The organism is Paractinoplanes atraurantiacus, from assembly GCF_900215205.1.
In the GTDB taxonomy this organism is placed as follows: Bacteria; Actinomycetota; Actinomycetes; order Mycobacteriales; family Micromonosporaceae; genus Actinoplanes; species Actinoplanes atraurantiacus.
On sequence record NZ_OBDY01000010.1, the window covers coordinates 1 to 21,851 of the forward strand.

General features: G+C 71.2%; 20 protein-coding genes, 1 pseudogene and 1 riboswitch. Of the genes and pseudogenes, 15 read left to right on the plus strand and 6 right to left on the minus strand.

What is annotated here, in order from left to right:
* Positions 1-339: 339 nt before the first annotated feature.
* The gene (locus tag CRP55_RS22550; RefSeq protein WP_097322120.1) at positions 340-876 is read right to left on the minus strand and encodes a LytR C-terminal domain-containing protein; all 537 of its coding nucleotides are present in this window, start codon (positions 874-876) and stop codon (positions 340-342) included.
* 352 nt (positions 877-1,228) lie between these two features.
* Here CRP55_RS22550 and CRP55_RS22555 point away from each other — a divergent pair, with 352 nt between their 5' ends.
* Together CRP55_RS22555 and CRP55_RS22560 are read left to right on the plus strand one after the other, a co-directional pair.
* Positions 1,229-1,525 (plus strand): DUF4193 domain-containing protein, encoded by a 297-nt coding sequence (locus tag CRP55_RS22555; protein ID WP_097322121.1) that lies wholly within the window; start codon positions 1,229-1,231, stop codon positions 1,523-1,525.
* Positions 1,526-1,663: 138 nt separating this feature from the next.
* The gene (locus CRP55_RS22560; RefSeq protein WP_245923310.1) at positions 1,664-2,479 is read left to right on the plus strand and encodes a hypothetical protein; all 816 of its coding nucleotides are present in this window, start codon (positions 1,664-1,666) and stop codon (positions 2,477-2,479) included.
* Here CRP55_RS22560 and CRP55_RS22565 read toward each other — a convergent pair.
* Positions 2,476-2,964: a DUF3093 domain-containing protein gene (locus tag CRP55_RS22565; protein ID WP_097322123.1), complete on the minus strand. Its 489-nt coding sequence runs from the start codon at positions 2,962-2,964 to the stop codon at positions 2,476-2,478. The two genes, CRP55_RS22560 and CRP55_RS22565, sit on opposite strands and share 4 nt — an antisense overlap.
* Before the next feature lie 105 nt (positions 2,965-3,069).
* Here CRP55_RS22565 and dut point away from each other — a divergent pair, with 105 nt between their 5' ends.
* The 4 genes from dut to CRP55_RS22585 are packed head-to-tail and all read left to right on the plus strand — an operon-like array spanning position 3,070 to position 5,391.
* Positions 3,070-3,552, plus strand: coding sequence for a dUTP diphosphatase (dut, locus tag CRP55_RS22570; protein ID WP_097322124.1), 483 nt, complete (start codon positions 3,070-3,072; stop codon positions 3,550-3,552).
* On the plus strand, positions 3,539-4,216 hold the full coding sequence (locus CRP55_RS22575) for a DUF3710 domain-containing protein (protein ID WP_097322125.1): 678 nt from the start codon (positions 3,539-3,541) through the stop codon (positions 4,214-4,216). Before dut ends, CRP55_RS22575 begins: the two co-directional genes overlap by 14 nt.
* 39 nt (positions 4,217-4,255) lie before the next feature.
* Positions 4,256-4,636, plus strand: a complete 381-nt coding sequence (locus CRP55_RS22580) for an OB-fold nucleic acid binding domain-containing protein (RefSeq protein WP_097322126.1) — start codon at positions 4,256-4,258, stop codon at positions 4,634-4,636.
* Positions 4,633-5,391 carry a DUF3159 domain-containing protein gene (locus CRP55_RS22585; protein ID WP_097322127.1) on the plus strand — a complete coding sequence of 253 codons (759 nt, stop codon included), beginning with the start codon at positions 4,633-4,635 and terminating at the stop codon, positions 5,389-5,391. The genes CRP55_RS22580 and CRP55_RS22585 overlap by 4 nt, the downstream gene beginning before the upstream one ends.
* Here CRP55_RS22585 and CRP55_RS22590 read toward each other — a convergent pair.
* Together CRP55_RS22590 and CRP55_RS22595 are read right to left on the minus strand one after the other, a co-directional pair.
* A complete protein-coding gene (locus tag CRP55_RS22590) occupies positions 5,375-6,055 on the minus strand; it encodes a potassium channel family protein (RefSeq protein WP_179855317.1) in 681 nt (226 codons plus the stop codon). The two genes, CRP55_RS22585 and CRP55_RS22590, sit on opposite strands and share 17 nt — an antisense overlap.
* Positions 6,052-6,717: a potassium channel family protein gene (locus tag CRP55_RS22595; protein ID WP_097322129.1), complete on the minus strand. Its 666-nt coding sequence runs from the start codon at positions 6,715-6,717 to the stop codon at positions 6,052-6,054. Before CRP55_RS22595 ends, CRP55_RS22590 begins: the two co-directional genes overlap by 4 nt.
* A gap of 14 nt (positions 6,718-6,731) precedes the next feature.
* Here CRP55_RS22595 and CRP55_RS22600 point away from each other — a divergent pair, with 14 nt between their 5' ends.
* The 3 genes from CRP55_RS22600 to CRP55_RS22610 are packed head-to-tail and all read left to right on the plus strand — an operon-like array spanning position 6,732 to position 11,197.
* Positions 6,732-8,804, plus strand: coding sequence for an APC family permease (locus tag CRP55_RS22600; protein ID WP_179855292.1), 2,073 nt, complete (start codon positions 6,732-6,734; stop codon positions 8,802-8,804).
* Positions 8,794-10,134 (plus strand): class I SAM-dependent RNA methyltransferase, encoded by a 1,341-nt coding sequence (locus CRP55_RS22605; protein WP_097322130.1) that lies wholly within the window; start codon positions 8,794-8,796, stop codon positions 10,132-10,134. The genes CRP55_RS22600 and CRP55_RS22605 overlap by 11 nt, the downstream gene beginning before the upstream one ends.
* Positions 10,135-10,183: 49 nt before the next feature.
* On the plus strand, positions 10,184-11,197 hold the full coding sequence (locus tag CRP55_RS22610) for an NADP-dependent oxidoreductase (protein ID WP_097322131.1): 1,014 nt from the start codon (positions 10,184-10,186) through the stop codon (positions 11,195-11,197).
* A 556-nt stretch (positions 11,198-11,753) separates the two neighbouring features.
* Here CRP55_RS22610 and CRP55_RS22615 read toward each other — a convergent pair.
* Positions 11,754-12,614 (minus strand): bifunctional 5,10-methylenetetrahydrofolate dehydrogenase/5,10-methenyltetrahydrofolate cyclohydrolase, encoded by an 861-nt coding sequence (locus tag CRP55_RS22615; protein WP_097322132.1) that lies wholly within the window; start codon positions 12,612-12,614, stop codon positions 11,754-11,756.
* 16 nt (positions 12,615-12,630) lie between these two features.
* A riboswitch (ZMP/ZTP riboswitch) is annotated at positions 12,631-12,713 on the minus strand.
* Positions 12,714-12,813: 100 nt separating this feature from the next.
* Here CRP55_RS22615 and dxs point away from each other — a divergent pair.
* From dxs to CRP55_RS22645, 6 genes are all read left to right on the plus strand, one after another.
* The gene (gene dxs / locus CRP55_RS22620; RefSeq protein ID WP_097322133.1) at positions 12,814-14,730 is read left to right on the plus strand and encodes a 1-deoxy-D-xylulose-5-phosphate synthase; all 1,917 of its coding nucleotides are present in this window, start codon (positions 12,814-12,816) and stop codon (positions 14,728-14,730) included.
* Between the two features lie 71 nt (positions 14,731-14,801).
* On the plus strand, positions 14,802-16,100 hold the full coding sequence (locus CRP55_RS22625) for an outer membrane protein assembly factor BamB family protein (RefSeq protein WP_097322134.1): 1,299 nt from the start codon (positions 14,802-14,804) through the stop codon (positions 16,098-16,100).
* Between the two features lie 3 nt (positions 16,101-16,103).
* Entirely contained in the window at positions 16,104-17,468 is a 1,365-nt protein-coding gene (locus CRP55_RS22630; RefSeq protein WP_097322135.1) for an outer membrane protein assembly factor BamB family protein, read from the plus strand.
* A 24-nt stretch (positions 17,469-17,492) separates the two neighbouring features.
* Complete coding sequence (locus CRP55_RS22635; RefSeq protein ID WP_097322136.1) at positions 17,493-18,737, plus strand: outer membrane protein assembly factor BamB family protein; 1,245 nt, start codon at positions 17,493-17,495, stop codon at positions 18,735-18,737.
* Between the two features lie 67 nt (positions 18,738-18,804).
* On the plus strand, positions 18,805-19,479 hold the full coding sequence (locus tag CRP55_RS22640; RefSeq protein ID WP_097322137.1) for a response regulator transcription factor: 675 nt from the start codon (positions 18,805-18,807) through the stop codon (positions 19,477-19,479).
* The gene (locus tag CRP55_RS22645; protein WP_179855293.1) at positions 19,476-20,717 is read left to right on the plus strand and encodes a sensor histidine kinase; all 1,242 of its coding nucleotides are present in this window, start codon (positions 19,476-19,478) and stop codon (positions 20,715-20,717) included. Before CRP55_RS22640 ends, CRP55_RS22645 begins: the two co-directional genes overlap by 4 nt.
* Positions 20,718-21,072: 355 nt before the next feature.
* Here CRP55_RS22645 and CRP55_RS22650 read toward each other — a convergent pair.
* Positions 21,073-21,851, minus strand: a pseudogene (locus CRP55_RS22650) (hypothetical protein); the annotation flags it as partial.

Here is a 21,851-nt window from a genome sequence, read left to right on the forward strand (position 1 = left end):
CGCCGCGCCGAAACCCTCCCAGCCAGGACCCGGACGGCCACCCGGCCGCCGCAACACCCACCCCACGACCCGCCACGACGTCCACACCGTCACCAGCACGAAACCCGCCAACAGCAACAAAAAACCGAAGAAATCAACCACTCCCCGCCCACGCCGCACCGGTTAAAAATCAAGCTAGGGCCTGTCCTGCCGATCAAGCGGGGCTGCGGCGTGGCCCAGGTGGCGGCTGACGGCAGCCGCGACACACCGACATCCAGCACCGGGATGCCGGCGCGCCGCGCCCGACGCCAGCCACCACCTGGACCTCGCCTCGCACTCGCTTGACCGGCAGGACAGGCCCTAGGAGTCGTCGGACTTCTTGAGGCAGCCGCCCGGCGGCACCGTCGGCTCGCCCACCTCGACCAGGGACTGGTTGACCTCGGTGGTGGTGGCGAGCTGGCGGAACTCGTTGCCGATCACGATGTCGATCACGGCGCCCTTGCGCTTGGCGTTGTACGACATCTTCGACTGGGCCAGGAAGTACGCGCGGAGCAGCTGCGCCTTGCCGACGGTGTCCGGCCCGTACCGGATCTCGGCGACGCCCTTGAACTTGGTCTTGCTCTCGGCCGGTTTCTGGACCGTGAAGCGCCTGTTCTTGAACTCGCTGGTCACGTTGTCGGCCAGGCCCGAGGTGTTCGTGCCGTTGAAGATCTTGACGGTGACCTCGGCCGGGTCGTCGGGAAGTCGCACGTCGACCATCGGCGCTCCCTCAGGGCAGCCGCCCCCGCTCGTGGCTCCCCCTTGGGAGTCCTTGACGAGCGCCACGATGACGAAGACGACCGCGGCCACGGCGAGGACGCCGACGACGACGAGCGCTCGTACGCGCGCAAAACTCATGGGGCTGGCTCCAGAGATCCGGGGGTGTCACGCCCGCCGGGGTAGGAGCGGGACCTGTCGGAAGGTTAGCGTCTGCCCGCCAGCCGTGCGGAAACAGGGAATACTTCCGGCGCGCCGACGATGATCGAGACGCTTGTACCCCTACCTTGATGTCGCCTCGGTCACATCGGGAACAATGGCGTGCCCGTGCGCGTACAACTCTGCCGCAGTAGCGGTAAGGTTCCGCGCTCGCCGGGGCAGATTCGAGTGTTGGGGGCAGTGTCAGAAATCGTCCGGCGGAACCGGGAACCGAAACAACGTCCTTGACGTTACTAACGCCAAGTGACACATCGATACAGGAGAGTGAAAACCGATGGCCACCGACTACGACGCCCCGCGTCGCGATGAGGTCGACCTCGGCGAGGACAGCCTCGAGGAGCTGAAGTCCCGCCGCGCCGACTCACAGTCGGGCGCAGTGGACGTCGACGAGGTCGAGGTGGCGGAGAGCTTCGAGCTTCCCGGCGCCGACCTTGCCGACGAGGAGCTCACCGTCAAGGTTCTGCCGATGCAGACCGACGAGTTCCGCTGTGCCCGCTGCTTCCTCGTGCATCACCGCAGCCAGCTGGCGACGGAGCGCAACGGGGAACTGATCTGCCGCGAGTGTGCCTGACCCGGCACTCGCGCGCAGCGCGTCACACCCGTCCGCATGCAAGCGGTCGGGATTGAGGCCGTTGCCCGGTTTGACGGGGGGTCGACACCGGGCATCACGATGACATCAGCAGCCTCGGCCGATGACGGGAGGACGACGATGAGCTCCGAGCAGTCCGTACCGGATCTTGCGAAGGACATAGCGAACGATCCCGTGGAGACGCCGGCGCAGACGGCCGCCGATGTCGAACTGAGCAAGACTGTCGCCGCACTGACCGCCGACGATCTGGAGCCCGAGGGGCGGAGGCAACTCCTCGGCAGGCTCGTCGGCGACGTGCGGCGGCGTGGACTGGGCCAGGTCTTCCGGCCCAAGGCCGCGATCCGCTGGATGGCGGACGTGGTGGCCGACGTCGCCCCGCACGTTCCCGTGCGCGACCAGGCGACCCTCAGGCGCCATTTTCCGGGGCTGAGCGACGACGACGTGGCCGATCGCCTGATCCGCAACGCGCAGCGCACCACGGCCGGCGTGGGCGCGGCCGGCGGCGGCGTGGCCGCGGTGGAGTGGGTCGCCGCGCCGACCCTGCTCTCGGCGCCGGTGCTGCTGGCGGCCGAGACGGTCGCCGTGGTGGCGATCGAGATGAAGCTGATCGGCGAGCTCCACGAGATCTACGGGCAGCCGGTTCCCGGCACGTTCGGGCAGAAGGCCGTGTCACTCGTGCAGGCGTGGACCGATCAGCGTGGCGTGAACCCGCTGGTGCCCGGCGTGGGCGTGGCCACCGTGCTCGGCACGGCGGCTCGACGCGACCTTCAGCAGGGCCTGCTCAAGCGCTTCGGGCGGCACCTGACCATGTTCGGCCCGTTCCTGACCGGGGCGGCCGTGGCGGGCTATCTGAACCGTCGCGCCACCAAGAACCTGGGCGAGCACGTGCAGAAGGATCTCCAGAAGCGGAGCCGGAAGGTGATCGACGCGGCCTAGCGGGCGGCGTCGCGGGCCGCCAGCAGCGCGGTGGCCAGCTCGACCGGCCGGCGCGTGCTGATCACCCAGTAGGGCGTCGGGTCGTCCGGGTCGTCGAGCAGCACCTGCACGGCCGGTCCGATCCACGGCCGCTGGATCACGAAGGCGAGCGGGTGGGCGCCGACGCCCAGCGCCTCGCGCTTGCCCTCCATGTCGAGCGCGACCACGTCGCCGACGAAGCGCACCGGCAGCCGCGCGTCGTCCACCCGCAGCTCGCCCTCGGTGACCTCGACCTTGATGCGCCCGATCCAGGCCATGACGGCGAGGGTGGCCGGGGTCAGCACCGCGAACGGCACCCAGATCGGCAGGGTGGGGAAGCCGATGGTCAGCTCCACGCCGAGGATCACCACGACCAGCAGCCCGATGGGCCACATGAACCACCGGAGCGTGAGCCGCTCTCGGTAACTGGTGGGTGCGGTGGTGCGCGCGGGAGACTCCGGTGTCACCCTGGAAGGGTACGGCGCGCCTCCGCGACCGGGCACGGCAGGATGGCAGGGTTGGCGCTTGCCCGACGCCGCCGCCCGCCGCCGCACGAGTGAGGATTCTCTGCCTTGACCGATGTAGTCATCCGGATCCGCCGGATCGACCCCGATCTGCCGCTGCCGGCCTACGCGCACCCCGGCGACGCCGGGGCCGACCTGGTCGCGGCCGAGGACGCCGAGCTCGCTCCGGGAGCCCGGCAGGCGATCCGCACCGGCATCGCGGTGGCCATCCCGGACGGCTACGTGGGCCTGGTCCATCCCCGCTCGGGCCTGGCCGCGCGCCTCGGTGTCACGGTCCTGAACGCGCCCGGTACGGTCGACGCCGGCTACCGCGGTGAAGTTCTGGTGATCCTGGTCAACCACGACCGGCAGACGCCGGTCAAGATCTCTCGCGGCGACCGCATCGCCCAGCTGGTCGTTCAGCGGGTCGAGCGAGCCGCGTTCCACGAGGTCGACGAGCTCGACGACACCGCACGCGGTGCCGGCGGGCACGGCTCGACCGGTGGGCACTCAGGTTTGAAGACGGAAGGTGGCAGTGATGTTCTCCCGTAAGCGCGGCGGCCCCAAGCATGTGCGTGCGACCGACGCGCCGCCCTCGGAGGCGCTCGCGCAGAGCCTCGCCGCGGACGACGAGCCGGTGGCGCCCGAGCAGGGCCCCTGGGACCAGAAGTTCGCCCCCGAGGGGGTGCAGCGTCTCGACCTGGGCAGCCTGCTGATCCCGGCCGTCGACGGCGTCGAGGTGCGGGTGCAGGCCAACCCGGACGGCGCGGTCGAGCAGATCGTGCTGGTCGACGGCGAGAGCGCGCTCCAGCTGGGCGTGTTCGCGGCGCCCCGCAGCGAGGGCATCTGGGACGAGGTCCGCGAGGAGATCGCCCAGGCGATGGCCTCCGACGGCGTGGCCCCGCGCGAGATCGACGGCCCGTACGGCACCGAGCTGGCGGCCCGGGTGAACACCCCGGAGGGCCCGGCCGACGTCCGGTTCGTCGGCGTCGACGGCCCGCGCTGGATGGTCCGTGCGCTGTATCAGGGCGCGGCCGCGGCCGACCCGTCCCGCGAGGGCCGGCTCGGCGAGGTGCTGACCGGCCTGGTGGTCGTGCGTGACCAGGAGGCGCGGCCGGTGCGCGAGGCGCTGCCGTTGCGCCTGCCCAAGGAGATGACCGAGCAGGCCGCCGCCGAGGCGGAGGGGGCTCAGGCGAACGGTCACCAGCCGCAGTAGGGCTCGTGACCGGGATCACCAGAGCGTACGGTGTAACTCATGAGTAGTACGGACGAGCGCACGGGCCTGCGCAAGTTCTTCGACCGGCTGACGGCCACCGACTCGGAGCTCGACGCGCGGGACCTGCAGCGCGAGGTGGCCAAGTGCGGTGCCATGCCGGCCGGTCAGTGCAGCCGGGGCCAGGTGGTCTCGGTGAACGGCCGGTTGCGCACGGTGGCGTACACTCCCCGCACCAACCTGCCCACGCTCGAGGCCGACCTCTGGGACGGCAGTGACGTGGTTACGCTGGTCTTCCTGGGCCGCCGCTCCATCGCGGGCATCGAGCCAGGCCGTCAGCTCACCGCGCGCGGGCGCATCGCGATCCGCGACGACCGCAAGGTGATCTACAACCCGTACTACGAGCTGGAGGCGCCCCGGTGAGTGGCAGCGAGCCGCGCCACGCCGCGCACGAATCCGTGGAGGAACGGCTCGCCGAGGAGGTCGTCGAGGGACTCGACCTCCACCCGGTCCAGGAGCCGGAGGAGGAGCCGCTCCCGTCGATGAGCGAGCAGATCGCCGAGCAGCTCGGCGGTGTGCGCGGGCTGATCGAGTCGAGCCTGCCGGTCTTCGCCTTCGTGATCCTCAACGTGGTCCTGGGCGACGCCGTCGTGGGCCTCGAGAAACGCACGGCGCTCTACTGGGCGATCGCCGGCGCGGTCGTCTCGGCTCTGGCCATCGGCGGGTACCGGCTGATCCGCAAGGAGCCCGTGCGCCACGCGGTGAACGGGCTGTTCGGCATCGCCATCGGCGCCTTCCTGGCCTATCGAACCGGCAAGGCCGAGAACTTCTACCTGCCCGGCATCCTGTTGACGTTCGGGCAGGCCGCGGTCCTGCTGCTCTCGGTGGTCGTGCGCAAGCCCTTGATCGGCTACGCCTGGGGCATCATGGCCAACAAGGGTCAGCAGAACTGGTTCGACAATTCACGACTTTTCCGGACGTTTCAGTGGCTGACTCTCGTGTGGGTCGTGTCGCTCTGCATCCGGGCCGGCATCCAGTACTACTTGTGGGCCCAGGGTGAGGCGAACGCGCTGGGAATCGTCCGGATTCTCATCAGCTGGCCGATCTACGCGGCGACGTTCGCCTTCTCGGCCTGGGCCATTCACCGGGTCACGTCACGGACTACTCAGCCGAGCTAGCCGCGCCCAGCACGACCGCGCGGATCTGCTCCTCCACCTCGGTGGTGCAGACGAAGATCAGCTCGTCGCCGGCCTCGAGCGGGTCGTCGCCGGTCGGCACCATCACCCGCTTGCCGCGCAGGATGGCCACCAGGGCCGAGTCGCGCGGCAGCGGCACCGAGCGGACCGGCTGACCCTCGTACGGCGCGTTGCGGGGCAGGGTGATCTCGACCAGGTTGGCCTCGCCCTGGCGGAAGGTCATCAGCCGTACGAGATCGCCGACCGTCACCGCCTCCTCGACCAGCGCGGCCATCAGGCGCGGCTTGCTCACCGCCACGTCGACGCCCCACTGCTCGTTGAAGAGCCACTCGTTCTCGGCCCGGTTGACCCGGGCCACCACCCGCGGCACCGCGAACTCGGTCTTGGCCAGCAGCGACACGACCAGGTTGGCCTTGTCGTCGCCGGTGGCCGCCACCACCACGTCGCAGGAGGCCACGTCGGCCTCCTCCAGGCTGCTCAGCTCGCAGGCGTCGGCCAGCACCCAGTCGGCCTCGGGAACCCGCTCCGGGCGCAGCTGGCGGGGCTGCCGCTCGATCAGCATGACCCGGTGGCCGTTGCCGATCAGCTCCTGGGCGATCGACCGGCCGACGTTGCCGGCCCCCGCGATGGCGATCCGCATGGTCAGTGCCCTTCCTTGTCCGCGCCGGAGGCGATGTCCAGCACCGTCGTCACGGTCTCGTCGGTGACCAGCATGAACACCTGGTCGCCGTCCTGGATCACGGTGGACGGCGTGCCGAGCGTGCCCATGCCGAAGCGCATCAGATAGGCCACCCGGGCCCCGGTGCGCTCCTCCAGCGCGCGCAGCGTGCGGCCCACCCAGTCGCGGTGCAGGGGCGCCTCGACGATCGAGACCACGCTCGTCGGGTCGCGGAACACCTCGACCGTGCCCTCGGGTACCAGGTGGCGCATCATCCGGTCGGCGGCCCAGCGGATCGTGGCCACGGTCGGGATGCCGAGTCGCTCGTACACCTGGGCCCGCCGCTGGTCGTAGATGCGGGCGACCACGCGGGTCACGCCGAACGTCTCGCGGGCCAGCCGGGCCGAGATGATGTTGGAGTTGTCGCCGCTGGATACCGCGGCGAACGCGTCGGCCCGCTCGATGCCGGCCTCGCGCATCACGTCACGGTCGAAGCCGATGCCGGTCACGGTGACGCCGCCGAAGTCGGCCCCGAGCCGGCGGAACGCGTCGGAGTTCTGGTCGATCACCGCCACCGAGTGGCCGCGGGCTTCGAGGTTCTGGGCGAGCGTCGACCCGAGCCGCCCACATCCCATGATGACCACGTGCATGCGATGAGGGTCGCATGCGCCTCCCCGAGGCGGCGGGCGGGGCGGGGTACGTACGCTTGGCACTCGTGGCGAGTACGACCTCTCTAGCGAAACGGCTGCTGCTGGGCCGGCCGTTCCGATCCGACAAGTTGCAGCACACGCTGCTTCCCAAGCGGATCGCGCTGCCCGTGTTCGCCAGCGACGCCTTGTCGAGCGTGGCCTATGCCCCCGACGAGATTTTGCTGACCCTGTCCATCGCCGGCGCCGGCGCGTTCTACATCTCTCCGTGGATCACGCTGGCCGTCGCCGTCGTGATGGTCACCGTGGTGGCCAGCTACCGGCAGAACGTCTACGCCTACCCGTCCGGCGGCGGCGACTACGAGGTGGCCACGGTCAACCTCGGCCCGCGGGCCGGTCTGGGCGTGGGCAGCGCCCTGCTGGTCGACTACATCCTCACCGTGGCCGTCTCGACCGCCTCCGGCGTGAGCAACCTCGGCTCGGTGGTGCCGTTCGTGGCCGAGCACAAGGTCGCTTGCGCGATCGGCGCGATCGCGATCCTGACCGCGCTCAACCTGCGCGGCCTGCGGGAGTCGGGCACCGCTTTCGCCGTACCCACCTATCTGTTCATCGTTGTGATCGTCGGGATGATCCTCACCGGGCTGTTCCGGGTCTTCGTGCTCGGCCAGGACCTGCAGGCGCCCAGCGCCAACCTGGTGATCGCGGCCGAGGAGGACCATCTCACCAGCTTCGGCTTCGCCTATCTGCTGTTGCGGACGTTCTCGTCGGGCTGTGCGGCCCTGACCGGCGTCGAGGCCATCTCCAACGGCGTGCCCGCCTTCAAGCCGCCGAAGAGCAAGAATGCCGCGACCACGCTGATGCTGCTCGGCGGCATCTCGATCGTCATGCTGGTCGGCATCGTGCTGCTGGCCCGGGCCACCCACCTCCAGTACGTCGAGGACCCCGGCCTGCAGATCATCTCGTCGCCCGACGGTTATGTGCAGAAGACGGTCACCACGCAGCTCGCCGAGACGGTCTTCGGCAACGGCTTCCTGCTGTACGTGGTGGGCGCGGTCACCGCCCTGATCCTCTTCCTGGCCGCCAACACCGCCTTCAACGGCTTCCCGGTGCTCGGCTCGATCCTGGCCCAGGACCGCTACCTGCCCCGGCAGTTCCACACCCGCGGCGACCGGCTGGCCTTCTCCAACGGCATCGTCTTCCTCGCGATCGCCGCGATGGTGCTCGTGGTGGCGTTCCAGGCCGAGGTCACCCGGCTCATCCAGCTCTACATCGTGGGTGTGTTCGTCTCGTTCACGCTGTCGCAGGGCGGCATGATCCGCCACTGGAACCGGCTGCTGCGGACCCAGCGCGACCCCGAGAAACGCCGGCGGATGGTCCGCTCCCGGGCCATCAACGCGTTCGGCATGTGCCTCACCGGCGCCGTCCTGATCATCGTGCTGATCACGAAGTTCCTGCTCGGCGCGTGGATCGCGATCGCCGCGATGATCGTCATCTACGGGCTCATGCTGGCCATCCGCAAGCACTACACACGGGTCTCCCGCGAGCTCGAGCCGACCGACGAGCGCCCGGTGCTGCCGTCCCGCAACCACGCGGTCGTCCTCGTCAGCAAGGTGCACATGCCGACATTGCGGGCGGTGGCCTACGCTCAGGCGACCCGGCCCGACTCGCTGACCGCGGTCACCGTCAACGTCGACGACAAGGACACCCGGCACATCCAGGAGGAATGGGAGCGCCGGCAGATCCCCGTCCCGCTCACGGTGGTCGACTCCCCGTACCGCGAGATCACCCGCCCGATCATCGACTTCGTCAAGGGCATCCGGCGCGGCTCCCCGCGCGACGTGGTCACCGTCTTCGTCCCCGAGTACGTGGTCGGCCGCTGGTGGGAGAACCTGTTGCACAACCAGAGCGCCCTGCGCATCAAGGGCCGCCTGCTCTTCGAGCCGGGAGTGATGGTCACCAGCGTGCCGTGGCAGCTGCAGTCCAGCCAGGACCGCGACCTCGACCGCATGGACCGGGGCCTGGTCCGCGCGCCGGCCCGTGGCCCTCGCAGCCGTGCCGCGTCCTCGGAGGAGGCTCCCGATGAGCGATGATCTGGTGCAGGGCGACCGCGTCGAGCTCACGGTGGGTGCCCCCGCGCACGGCGGCCATTGCGTCGCGCGTCTGGGCGGCCCGCACGGCCGCGTCGTCTTCGTCCGGCACGCTCTGCCCGGCGAACAGGTCACCGCGGAGATCACCGAGCTGCACAAGGGCTTCCTGCGGGCCGACGCCGTCGAGATCCACGTGGCCTCGCCCGGCCGGGTGACGCCGCCGTGCCCCTTCGCGCACCCCGGTGGTTGCGGCGGCTGCGATCTCCAGCACGCTTCAGGCGACGCCCAGCTCGATTGGAAAACGGCCGTAGTGCGCGAACAGCTTCTGCGTCTGGCGGGGCTGACTCATTCCGTACGGGTGGAGGCGCTCCCAGCCGCAAGCGGCGAGCTCCGCTTCGCCGAGGAGTCTGCCGCGGCGTCCGAGACCGCCGGTCACGCCCTGTCGGGCGAGACCTTCGAGGGCGTCGCTGCCACCGCGCCGGCCGTCCTTCTGGGCTGGCGGAGCCGGGTGCGCTACGCGGTCGACGCTCTGGGCCGCCCCGGCCTGCTGAAGCACCGGTCGCACGAGGTCGTGCCGATCGACCGCTGCCGGATCGCGCATCCCGCCATCCAGGAGCTGGACCTGCTCCAGATCGAGTGGCCGGACGCCGACGCCTTGGAAGCGGTCGCCACCACCGGCGGTGACGTGGCCGTGCTGGCCCGCCGGGGCAGCGCTCCCACCGATGACCCGACCGAGGCGCCGTCCGGTTTCCGGACCCGGCTGCGCGGCCCGGCCGAGGTCACCGAGATCGCGGCCGGCCGCTCGTGGTCGCTCCCGCCTTCGGGCTTCTGGCAGGTTCATCCCCGTGCGGCGGACACGCTGGTCAGCACGGTGCTGGAAATGCTGGAGCCGGCCGAGGGCGAGGTCTCCTGGGACCTGTACGGCGGGGCCGGTCTGTTCGCGGCCGCGCTCGCCATGCGTACGAAAGCACGAACCACGGTCGTCGAAGCGTCCCCCATGGGCGTGGCCGCGGCCCGGGCCAACCTGGCCGACCTGCCCGGCGCCGAAGTCGTCGAGGCCCGGGTGGACCACGCCCTGAGCCGCCGCCGCGTCACCGGCCCGGTCGACCTGGTCGTGCTCGACCCACCGCGCGCCGGCGCCGGCGCCAAGGTCGTCAAGGCGGTCGCCGCCGCCCGCCCGCGCGCCGTCGCCTACGTGGCCTGCGATCCGGCCTCGCTCGCCCGCGACATCGCCACGTTCCGCTCGCTCGGCTGGGAACTGACCGCGCTGCGGGCCTTCGACTGCTTCCCGATGACCCAGCACGTGGAGTGCGTGGCGCTGCTGACGCCCTGAAGTTACCGTGTGGTAACCATCCCGCCCGGTGACCTTCCGAGGAGTCCGCATGAGCACGTTCACCAGCCGTGAGATCCGGCTAGCCGCCCGGCCGCAAGGCTGGCCCGGCGACGACACGTTCGAGATCGCCGAGGTCACGGTGGGCGCCCCCGCGGACGGCCAGGTGGTGGTGCGCAACCAGTACATGTCGGTCGACCCGTACATGCGGGGCCGGATGAACGACGTGAAGTCGTACACCCCGCCGTTCCAGGTGGGCGCCCCGCTCGACGGCTCGGCGATCGGCGAGGTCGTGGCCTCGGCCTCATCCACGGTGCCGGTCGGCGCGACGGTCCTGCACGGCTTCGGCTGGCGCGAGTACGCGGCCGTGGACGCGTCGAAGGTCCGCGTGGTCGACCCCGCGGCGGCCCCCACACTGTCGGCGTACCTGGGCGTGCTCGGCATGACCGGCCTGACGGCGTACGTCGGCCTGCTCGACATCGCCCAGTTCAAAGAAGGCGACACGGTCTTCGTCTCGGGCGCCGCCGGCGCCGTGGGCAGCATCGCCGGCCAGATCGCCAAGCTCCGGGGCGCGAAGCGCGTCATCGGCAGCGCCGGCTCCGCCGCCAAGGTCACCCACCTGACCGGCGACCTGGGCTTCGACGCGGCCTTCAACTATCGCGACGCCCCGGTTCGCAAGCAGCTGCGCGAGGCCGCCCCCGACGGCATCGACGTCTACTTCGACAACGTGGGCGGCGACCACCTGGAGGCCGCGATCGGCTCCCTGAACAAATACGGGCGGGTCGCGCTGTGCGGGGCCATCGCCCACTACAACGACACGGAGCCGCCGGCCGCCCCACGCAACCTGGCGCTGGCCATCGGCAAGGAAATCAACCTGCGCGGTTACATCGTCACCAATCACGGCGGGCGGATGCCCGCTTTCGCCGCCGACATGGCAGCGTGGCTGCGCGAGGGCAAAATCACGTGGCAGGAAACAATCGTCGAGGGCGGGATCGAGGCGGCCCCGGGCGCTTTCCTGGGCCTCCTGCGAGGCGCGAACACCGGCAAAATGGTCGTGCGCCTGTAAATAGAGCAATTTAGCCGGCTAATCGCTTCGTCGCGTTTTGAAGAGGAACAGTCGCGAAGGAGCCGGCGCCGGAGCGCGGCCGGGCAGCAGCGATCAGGCGTCGCTGCTGCTCGCGCCGCAAGCGATGATCCGGGGCGGGCCCCCGCCGACGGCGCACGCGTTCCCGTCGAAACGCATCTTTCTCGCGCGACAGGGCTTGGCGTTGATCTTTTCCTCGTTGGATAGCTGTTGCTATCGCATGGCTATCATGCCGCCCAATGCGCCGCAAAGCCACTCGGGAATTCCAGCGGCCTCGGCGAATTTCGCTCAGTCGCGCTCTATCCGCATCGATATCGATAATGCGCTCCTGCGTGATCTTCTTTTGAAGAGGGCGGGCTGCGCGGCGGGAACGGCCCGACGGCGCTGAAGACCACGGCTCGGCGGCCGGCGGTGCAGGAGGGGCTGCGGGCGGCGAAGCGAATGGCCGGGGTGGGGCGGATGCCGGCGACGTGAGAGGGCCGGACGAGGGCTGGGGCACCCGAGCGGGTGTGAGTCGCTCAGGCGCCCCAGGGGAGAGTCAGGCGGTGGCGCGCTCTGCGGCCTGGACCGCGTTGCGGAAGAGCATGGCCACCGTGGTCGGGCCTACGCCGCCTACGCGGGGAGTGATGGCGCCGGCCACCTCGGCGCAGGACTCGTCCACGTCGGGGAGGAGGCGGCGGCCCTCGTAGCGGACTCCGGCGCCGATCACTGTGGCACCCGGCTTCACGTGTTCGGGCTGGATGATGCCGGGGACGCCGGCGGCGGCGATCAGGATCTCGGCTCGCTGGGTGTAGCGCGCCCAGTCCTTCACGCCGGTGTGCACGACAGTCACCGCGGCGTTCGCGGTGGGGCGTTTCTGGGCCAGCAGCATCGACAGCGGGCGGCCCAGGGTGGCTCCTCGGCCCAGGATGACGACCTCGCGGCCGGCCACCGGGATCTCGTAGTGGGCCAGCAGGGCCTCGATGCCGGCGGGGGTGCACGGGAGCGGGCCGGGCATGCCCAGGGCCAGGCGGCCCATGTTCAGCGGGTGCATGCCGTCGACGTCCATGTCGGGGTCGAGGGTCTGCAGGGCCGCGTCGTAGTCGAGGTGGCCGGGAATCGGGTACTGGATCAGGACGCCGTGCACCGCCGGGTCGTCGTTGAAGCCGGCGATGACCGCCTCCAGGTCCTTCTGGGTCGCGTCGGCCGGCAGGTGCTCGTGCGGGGACTCGAAGCCCAGGTCGGCGGCCTGGCGCTGCTTGATGCGGATGTAGCCGGCGCTGGCGTCGTCGTCGCCGACCAGGATGGTGGCCAGGCTGGGGGTCACGCCGCGGGCGCGCAGGCGGGTCACGCGCTCGGCTACGTCGGCCAGGACGGCCTCGGCCACGGGGGCGCCGGGCAGGAGACGGGCTGAAGGCATGGCGGTCCTCCGCAGGCACGGGCGCCCAGGCGGTCGACCCCCGTGACGAGCTCCCCGATGGTTGACCCATCCTCGGTGCCGCCAGTCGCTTTCGCCGACAAGCATGCCAGACGAAAAGATGTGACGGTTGTGTGTAGGACACCGCATCGAAACCTCTTGGCGGATGCGCCGGTGCGCCACGCCGATAGACTTTGCCCCCATGAGCGAATCCCTCCCCGCCTCCGACGGTCTTCTCGCCGGTGTCACCTCACCCGGTGACCTCAAGCGCCTCGACGCCGAGCAGTTGACCCTGCTGGCGGCGGAGATCCGGGACTTCATGGTGGCCAAGGTGTCGCGCACCGGCGGTCACCTCGGTCCGAGCCTCGGTGTGGTCGAGACCACTCTGGCTCTGCACCGGGTGTTCGACTCGCCGCGCGACCGCGTGCTCTTCGACACCGGCCACCAGGCGTACGTCCACAAGATCGTGACCGGCCGGCAGGACGGCTTCGACATGCTGCGGCAGCGGGGCGGGCTCTCGGGTTATCCGAGCCGCGCCGAGAGCGAGCACGACCTGATCGAGAACTCGCACGCGTCGACCGCCCTGTCGTACGCGGACGGCCTCTCCAAGGCTTTCGCCCTGCGCGGCGAGGACCGTCACGTGGTCGCGGTCGTCGGTGACGGCGCGCTGACCGGCGGCATGTGCTGGGAGGCGCTGAACAACATCGCGACCGCCAAGAACCGGCTGGTCATCGTCGTCAACGACAACGGCCGGTCCTATGCGCCGACCATCGGCGGCCTGGCCGACCACCTGAGCACGCTGCGGCTCAACCCGGGCTACGAGCGGGTGCTCGACCTGGTCAAGGACGCTCTCGGCAACACGCCGGTCGTCGGCAAGCCGGTCTACGAGGTGCTGCACGCGGTCAAGCGCGGCATCAAGGACGCGGTGAGCCCGCAGCCGATGTTCGAGGACCTCGGCATCAAATACATCGGGCCGGTCGACGGCCACGACATGGTGGCCATGGAGTCGGCGCTGCGCCGGGCCAAGGGCTTCAACGCCCCGGTCATCGTGCACGCGGTCACCCGCAAGGGCTACGGCTACCGCCCGGCCGAGCAGGACGAGGCCGACTGCCTGCACAGCCCGGGCGCGTTCGACCCGCAGACGGGCGCCCTGACCGCCAAGCCGTCGGTGAAGTGGACGCACGTCTTCTCCGAGGAGCTCATCAAGATCGCCGACGAGCGGCTGGACGTCGTCGGCATCACGGCCGCCATGGGCGAGCCGACCGGCATCGCCGACCTGGCCCGCAAGCACCCCGAGCGGGTGTACGACGTGGGCATCGCCGAGCAGCATGCGGCCACCTCCGCCGCGGGTCTCGCCATGGGCGGCCTGCACCCGGTCGTCGCCGTCTACGCCACCTTCCTCAACCGCGCGTTCGACCAGGTGCTGCTCGACGTCGCGATGCACGAGCTGCCGGTGACCTTCGTGCTCGACCGGGCCGGCATCACCGGGCCGGACGGCCCGAGCCACTACGGCATCTGGGACATGAGCGTCTTCGGGGCCGTGCCGGGCATGCGGATCGCCGCGCCGCGCGACGCCGCCACCCTGCGCGAGGAGCTGCGCGAGGCGGTCGCGGTCGACGACGGCCCGACGATCGTGCGTTTCCCGACCGGCTCGGTGCCGGCCGACCTGCCGGCCGTGCGCCGGCTCGGCCAGGTCGACGTGCTGCGTGAGGACGAGCGCAAGGACGTGCTGCTGGTCGCGGTGGGCTCGTTCGCCGCGCTCGGCATGGACGTGGCGGCCCGGCTGGCCGAGCAGGGCTACGGCGTCACCGTGGTCGACCCGCGCTGGGTGCGCCCGGTGCCGATCGAGCTGACCGGTCTGGCCGCCCAGCACCGGCGCGTGGTCACGATCGAGGACGGCATCCGGGCCGGCGGTGTCGGCGACGCCGTGGCCGCCGCCCTGCGTGACGCCGACGTCGAGGTGCCGCTGCGCGACTTCGGTGTTCCGGCCGGCTGGCACCCGCACGGCACCCGGGCCGAGATCCTCACGTCCCTGGGGCTGACCGCTCAGGACATCGCCCGCGAGGTCATCGGCTGGGTGTCCCGGCTCGAGGCGGACACGGAGCCCGCGCAAGCCTGATTAAACGCTGAAAAGCCGCGGAACGGATCCTGACCGAGGCGACACCGTTATCTGCTCGTTACTTTAGAAGAATGAGCGACACGGTGGTCATCGACCTCGGTCTTGATCGGGGCGAGCCTGAGACGTACGGCTCGCCCAGCCGGTCGGCGTTCCCCGACTGGTTCCCCGCGGCTCTTCTGGCCGTGCTCGTCCTGGTCACCGCGTCCGCGTCGGCGCCGCCCGTGAAGTCACCGATCCGCGAGGTCTTCAGCGTGCAGATCGGGCCCGCCGACGCGTACGCGATGACCGACGGCGGCCAGCTCCTCGCGCAGACGTTCGGGCTTCTCAGCTCGTACGACCTCGGGACCGGCCGGACCCTGTGGGAGGCCGGGCAGTCCACGCCGGCCTATCGGCTGCGCCTGGGTGGCGGGCTGGTGCTGATGCGGCCCTGGAACGCCGGCACGAGCGATCCGGGCACGACAGCCGTGTCCGTCGCCGACGGTGTCTCCCGGTGGACCCGGGCCGGTCAGGTGGTCACCGTGGCCGGCTCGCCCACTCTGCTCGCGGTCACGCCGCGGCGCAGCCAGTCCGGGGCCGGCCGGCGGGTCGAAGGGCCGATCCAGGCGGTCGACCCGATGACCGGGCAGACCCGCTGGACCGTCCCGGTGCCGGCCAGCGCCGTGCTGACCGGGCTGCCCGGGCCGGGCGACTCGGGCACCCGCATGCTGCTCGTGCACGACGACCGGACGATGGAGGTCCGCGACCTCATCACCGGCGAGCAGCTGGTTCATCGGCAGGTGCCGCCGGCCGACTACGACCCGGCCAACCCGGCCGTCGTCGACGGCCTGATCCTGCTGCGGCACCCGGGCAACCCCGGCATGGAGATCTCCGCGTACGACCCGGAGACCCTGCGCAACCTGTGGACCATGCCGGCCGAGGGGTCGTACGACATCCAGGAGTGCGGCGCGCTGGCCTGCCTGAGCGGGCCGGACGGCATGCGGGCGATCGACCCGCGCACCGGGGACGTGCGCTGGCAGCAGCCGGGATGGCGGGGCCTGCAGCAGTTCGGGGCCATGTACGTCGCGTACGGCTCACCGGAGCACACCTCGGCCCTCGGCCTGATGGACCCGGACACCGGGGCGCTCCAGGTCGACCTCACCGGCTGGCGCCCGGTCACCGGCAGCGGCTTCGGCGAGCACCTGCTGGTGACGCGATCGCTGGAACCGGGAAGCCGTACCATGGTCGCCGTCGCCCGGCCGGGCGAGCGCCGTCCACGGCTGCTGACCGACCTGCCCACGGGCACCGGCGACTGCCAGTCGGCGACGAGCCGGCTGGTCTGCCGCACGATGTACGGCCGGCTCGTCGTCTGGGCGTACAACCTGAAGGGTTGAGCCTTGGCGCTGATCGAGCTGGACCTGACCGCCCAGCCCGAGCCGGCGCCCAGCTCGCCGCCACCCGCCCACCGCTACCGGATCTCCGGCCTGATCCTCGCGGCCGTGCTCGTGATCGCCCTGGGCGCCTCGGCCCCGGCCGAACCCGTGCTCTGGCGTTACCTCGGCGCGGTGCCGGTCACCCGCGGCCTGGGCGAGCCGTTCGAGCTGGCCGGCGGCCGCGCCTACACGATGGCCGAGATCGGGTCCGGCCGTGACGTGACCTCGTGGAGCCTGGCCGAGCCGCCCGAGCAGGCCTGGAAGACCCGCTACCAGCTGCCGGAGGAGAACCCGGACGATCTCGGCTACGGCGGCTTCCACGTCGATCAGGCCGGCGACGTCGTGCTGACCTCGCACGGGCCGATCACCACCGTGCTCGACCGGCACAGCGGGCAGACCCGCTGGTCGGTGCCGATGGCGGTCACACCGCTGGCCGGCGGGCGCATCGGGCTGATCCAGGAGCCGCGGTTCCGTCCCGGCACGGTCTACGACCAGGAGTCCGGCGATCCGGGCGCGCTCTATTTCACGGCGAGCGGTGAGCCGCACGTGGAACCGCCGGCCCGCACCGACCTGCGCGGCGTCGACCTCTACACCGGGGCGACGGTCTGGACGGCCGGTGCCGCCGGCTCGGTCATCGCCGCCACCGCGCCGGGGGATCGCCCGGCCGTGCTGCTGCTCTCCTCGGACGGGCTCGAGCGCATCGACGGCGTCACCGGGAAGGTGCTCCGCCGGACGGTCCTGCCCGAGGTCGACGGGCGGGCGCCGGTGAGCGGGGAGCTCGTCGGCGACCTGATGATGATCTACTACCACAACACCGACGGCTATCTGACGTACGAGGCCGCGTACTCACCGGAGACGCTCGCCCCCGCCTGGACGCGTCAGGTGCGGCAGGTCCTGGTCCAGCAGGCGGTCTGCTCCGGGCTGTCCTGCGCGGACGCGCCGGCCGGTCTCCAGGTGCTCGACCCGGCGACAGGCAAGCCGCTCTGGCAGGCTCCCGCGGGTATCGACGTGGCCCTTTACGGCGACTACGTCCTCGAGACGGAGAACCAGAGCGGGGAGCCCGTACGCCTCGTCGACCTGTCGACCGGGGCCACCCGTGTCGACCTGCGCGGCTGGCGGGCCCAGGTGCCCGGCCCGCCCGGCCGGCCGATCGTGCTGCGGCGCGGCCTCGACGGTGGGGTCAGCGCGTTCGGGCTGGTGGACCCGGACCGCGGCACGGTGCAGGTGCTCGGCACGACCGGCATGCCGATCAGCGACTGCTCGTCCGACACCCGGCGCGTGGTCTGCCGGGCCGACGACAGCCTGCGCATTTGGGCATACCGCGGCTGACCGCCCGGAGCGCACACTGAGATCGTGATCGACCTCGGTGACGCGCCGCGGGAGGCGGTACCGCCTCCGGTCGATCCGCCGGTGCCGCTCCGGGCGCTGCTCGGTCTCCTGTCGATCGCATTGCTCGGACTGCTCGCGGCGGCCGGGCCGGTGCCGCACTCGGCGGCGCCGATCGTCATCCCGGCCGACCTGGGCGACGCCGTGTACGTCTCCGACGACCGGATGTTCGTGGTCAGCGGCTCGACCGTGGTCGGCAACGGCGTGCGGGTGCGCACGATCGACACGTACGAGCTGCCCCGGGTCCTTGCTGTCGACAGCACGATGGTGACCGTCTCGGGCGCGGTCGACCAGGTGCTGCGGGCCGGCGACATCATCGTGGCGTCGTATCAGCTCGACGCGAGCGGCCGCTGGGCCGTCGTGGCGGTCGAAGCCGGCACCGACGAGACGCTCTGGCGCCGGCCGGCCCGGTTGCTGGGCACCGACGACGGCCAGGTGCTGCTCGCGGCGGAGGACGCCACGCTCGCCGTGGACGCCGCCACCGGCATCATCCGCTGGTCGGTGGTACGCCCGCCCGGCGGCGTGATCACCGAGACCGGGCCGGCCGGATACCCGCGCTGGCTGGTGATCCAGTCCGCGAGCGGGCTGCTCGAAACGCGCGACGCGCACACCGGCAAGCTCGTCGCCGGTCGCACCTTGCCGCTCAAGTCAGGATATGTCTGGCCGGTCGGCGACCTCATCACCGTCGACACCCGCGACGGGTACAGCGCCTACCACCTGCCCGACCTGACCTTCCGCTGGCGCACCGAGGCCGACCTCTCGCAGAGCTGGATGCAGGCCGACTGCGGGACGCTGATCTGCACCTTCCGCCAGCAGACGGGCATGGTGGCGCTCGACCGGCAGACCGGGCGGGCGCTGTGGTCCTCGGAGCTCTGGGCGTACGCCGAACCGGCCGGCCCCTATCTCGCGGCGACCCGCCTCGACCGGCGCATCGACGAACCCGCGGTGTGGCTGCTCGACCCGGCGACCGGGAAGCCCGTCGGCGACTTCGGCCGCTGGGAGAGCCTGGGCCGCACCGGCGACGGCATGATCTACGGCAAGATCGACGTACGGGGTGAGTACGTCCTCTACTACGGGCTGCTCGACCCGGCCGAGCACGCCATCCGGGTCACCGGCGCGGCCTCCGGCGTCTCCGGCAACTGCCGGGCCGCCTCCGGCGTGCTGATCTGCCGCCTGGTCGACGCCTCGGTCGCCGTCTGGCCCCTTCGGTAGCCTTTCACTTACGGCCTCTTCACACCCGGTCGACGAGGCTGTACCCGGTTGTCGACGGAGGTCTGCGGTGCGTGTGCTGGTGGTAGAGGACGAGCGGAACCTCTGTGACGCGATCGCCCGGGGGCTGCGCCGCAAGGGCATGGCGGTCGACGTGGCGTACGACGGCCTCCAAGGTCATGAAATGGCCTATGTGACCAGGTACGACGTCGTGATCCTCGACCGCGACCTGCCCGGCATGCACGGCGACGAGATCTGCGCGGCGCTGGTCGAGTCGGGCGCGCTGACCCGGGTGCTGATGCTGACCGCGAGCGGCACGGTGGCCGACCGGGTCGAGGGCCTGCAACTCGGCGCCGACGACTACCTGCCCAAGCCGTTCGCCTTCGACGAGCTGGTGGCCCGCGTGCAGGCGCTGGGCCGGCGGGCCACCCCGGCCGCGCCGCCCGTGCTGACCGTGGGCAACCTGGTGCTCGACCAGACCCGCCGGGTCGTCACCCGCGGCGGCACACCCATCGACCTGACCAACAAGGAGTTCGGCGTCCTGGAAGAGCTGCTCAAGGCCCGCGGGGGCGTGGTGTCGAGCGAGGAGCTGCTCGAACGGGTGTGGGACGCCAACACCGACCCCTTCACCACGACGGTACGGGTGACTGTGATGACCCTGCGTAAAAAGGTCGGCGACCCGCCGCTGATCGAGACCGTGGTCGGCGCCGGCTACCGGGTGCCGGAACCGGTCGTCCTCTCATGACGGTCTACTCCGGCAGTGCCCACCGCAGCCTGCGGCTGAGCCTGCGCCCCACCCTCCGCCTGCGGCTGACCCTGCTCAACGGCATCCTGCTGGTCGGCGCCGGCGCGATCCTCGTGCTGCTGGCCTGGCTGCTGGTCAGCGACGTGATGTCGTCGGGCGAGGGCCTGCGCCCCGGCACGACGGTGGTGCTGGAGAACGGCGAGACCCGCGACGCGGTCGAGTGGCAGAGCACGCTGGTCTCCCAGGCCTCCCAAGAGGTGCTGGTCAAAGGCCTGGTCGCGCTGCTGGCGATCGGCATCATCGGCACGGCGGGGGCGTACGCGGTGGCGGGCCGGGCGTTGCGGCCGCTGCACGCGGTCACCCAGACGGCCCGGCGTCTCGGCGAGGAGACGCTCGACCAGCGCATCCGCTACTCGGGGGCGGACGACGAGGTGGCCGAGCTGGCCCGAACGTTCGACGCGATGCTGGACCGGCTGGCGGGGGCGTTCGAGTCGCAGAAACGCTTCGTGGCGAACGCGTCCCACGAACTGCGCACGCCGCTGGCGGTCATGAGAACCGAGATCGACGTGACGTTGAGCGACGACGAGGCGGACGTCGCCGAGTACAGGCGCATGGCAAAGGTGGTGCGCAACGCGTCGGAGAGAGCGAACGGGCTGGTCGACGCGCTGCTGGTGCTGGCCCGCTCGGAAGCCCAGTCGGGCCGCCGGCTGGTCCGCAAGGTGCCGGCCGACCTGTCGATGAGCGTGACGAACGCGCTGTCGGCGGTGCGGGCGGAGGCGGAACGCCTGAAGCTCCAGGTGACAACAGACCTGCAGCCGGCCTCGGTGGTGGGCGATCCGTCCCTGCTCGACCGCTTGGCCGGCAACCTGATCGAGAACGCGATCCGCTACAACCACCTGCTGGGCAGCCTGTGGCTGCGAACATCGACGGTCGACGGCCAGGCGGTGCTGGTGGTGGGCAACACGGGCTACGAGGTGGAGCCGGCCGACGTGCCAGGCTTGTTCGAGCCGTTCCGCCGAGGAGGTTGGGAGCGCACGGGCTCGCGGGGCTCAGGTCTGGGCTTGTCGATCGTCCGAGCGGTATGCGACGCCCACGGGGGAACGGTGTCAGCGGTGGCCCAGGACGGCGGCGGCCTGGAGGTCACGGTAAAGCTCCCGACGGCCGACGCCACCCCGGTCGTGGCCGCCACAGCAACGGTCAAGCGGGCAAAGGGCTTGGGCGTTGCGCCGTCGCAGTAGCTCCACTCACGGCATCCGTTCGCCGCTCGCTGTCCTCCGCCCAGCCTCTGCCTGGCTGTGCGCGGCCGACCTCTGTCCAGTCCGCCTGGCTGTGCGCGCCGCCGACCTTTGCCCAGTCGGCCTGGCTGTGCGCGCCGCCGACCTTTGCCCAGTCGGCCTGGCTGTGCGCGCCGCCGACCTTTGCCCAGTCCGTCTGGCTCTGCGCCGGTAGCCTTCGCCCGGCCGCCATATGACGAAATTTCGGGCAAGGTGCTTCTTGAGCTGCGCCGTGGCTGGGGCGGCCGCCTTTACGGCTGGTCGGTTGCTTCCGCGCCTGGTTCGGTTGCTTCCCGCGGGTGGATGGGGTCGCGCGTTGTCAGGCGGCGAGGGTTTGGTCGCCGGCCTCTCGGCGGATGGTGCGCCAGCGGGAGAGGCTGATGCCCAGCTCGGAGGCCAGTTCGGCCTCGGTGAGGTCGGGGTGGGCGGCCCTGATCTGGTGGGCCAGGGCGACCGTCTCGGCGGGGGTGCGGCGGGGGCGGGGCGCTTTGTCGGCGCTGACCGTCGTTGTCTCCGGGCGGGTGCGCTGGGCGGGAACCGCACGCCCGGCGGCCACGGGCCGCGAAGCGTCGGCGGCTGTGCGGGAAGCGGCTGTGCGGGAAGCGGCTGTGCGGGAAGCGCCGGGGCGAGGGGTCTCGGCGGCTGTGCGGGGAGCGCCGGTGGCTGGGCGCGGGGCGTTGGTGGCCGGGCGGCCCTGACGGGTCACCGTGGGGGTGAAGGGCGCGTTGTCGGTGGTGCGTGGGAGGGCGGCGGCTACCTCGGCCAGCGCGGCGGCGGTTGTTGCTCGGCTTCCGGTTCCCGCGATGCGGGCCGCGGGCTGGCTTGCCGGGGCCGGGATGAGGCCGGGCAAGGGCGTCGCCGGGGCGAACTCGGGATCCGACACTCTTCGCGTGTCGGAAATATCCGGCAGAGTGGCGATGGGTGTTTCGTTCGTGGCGCCGACGTTGGCCGCGTTCGCTGAGAGTGCGGCCGAGGAGGTGGCGGAGTGTGTTACGCCGGGCGCAGAAGTGGCGAGGCCGGCCGCGGCGGGCGCAGAAGTGGCGAGGCCGGGCGCGGAAGTGGCGAGGCCGGGCGCGGAAGTGGCGAGGCCGGGCGCGG

Excerpts from the sequence above, each read along its gene's own strand:
- CRP55_RS22600 (WP_179855292.1), top strand. The coding sequence starts at position 6,732 with ATGCGCCTCCCCGAGGCGGCGGGCGGGGCGGGGTACGTACGCTTGGCA.
- CRP55_RS22615 (WP_097322132.1), bottom strand. The coding sequence starts at position 12,614 with ATGCCTTCAGCCCGTCTCCTGCCCGGCGCCCCCGTGGCCGAGGCCGTC.
- CRP55_RS22555 (WP_097322121.1), top strand. The coding sequence starts at position 1,229 with ATGGCCACCGACTACGACGCCCCGCGTCGCGATGAGGTCGACCTCGGC.
- CRP55_RS22580 (WP_097322126.1), top strand. The coding sequence starts at position 4,256 with ATGAGTAGTACGGACGAGCGCACGGGCCTGCGCAAGTTCTTCGACCGG.
- dxs (WP_097322133.1), top strand. The coding sequence starts at position 12,814 with ATGAGCGAATCCCTCCCCGCCTCCGACGGTCTTCTCGCCGGTGTCACC.
- CRP55_RS22595 (WP_097322129.1), bottom strand. The coding sequence starts at position 6,717 with ATGCACGTGGTCATCATGGGATGTGGGCGGCTCGGGTCGACGCTCGCC.
- CRP55_RS22610 (WP_097322131.1), top strand. The coding sequence starts at position 10,184 with ATGAGCACGTTCACCAGCCGTGAGATCCGGCTAGCCGCCCGGCCGCAA.
- CRP55_RS22550 (WP_097322120.1), bottom strand. The coding sequence starts at position 876 with ATGAGTTTTGCGCGCGTACGAGCGCTCGTCGTCGTCGGCGTCCTCGCC.
- CRP55_RS22575 (WP_097322125.1), top strand. The coding sequence starts at position 3,539 with ATGTTCTCCCGTAAGCGCGGCGGCCCCAAGCATGTGCGTGCGACCGAC.
- CRP55_RS22625 (WP_097322134.1), top strand. The coding sequence starts at position 14,802 with ATGAGCGACACGGTGGTCATCGACCTCGGTCTTGATCGGGGCGAGCCT.
- CRP55_RS22605 (WP_097322130.1), top strand. The coding sequence starts at position 8,794 with ATGAGCGATGATCTGGTGCAGGGCGACCGCGTCGAGCTCACGGTGGGT.
- CRP55_RS22645 (WP_179855293.1), top strand. The coding sequence starts at position 19,476 with ATGACGGTCTACTCCGGCAGTGCCCACCGCAGCCTGCGGCTGAGCCTG.
- CRP55_RS22560 (WP_245923310.1), top strand. The coding sequence starts at position 1,664 with ATGAGCTCCGAGCAGTCCGTACCGGATCTTGCGAAGGACATAGCGAAC.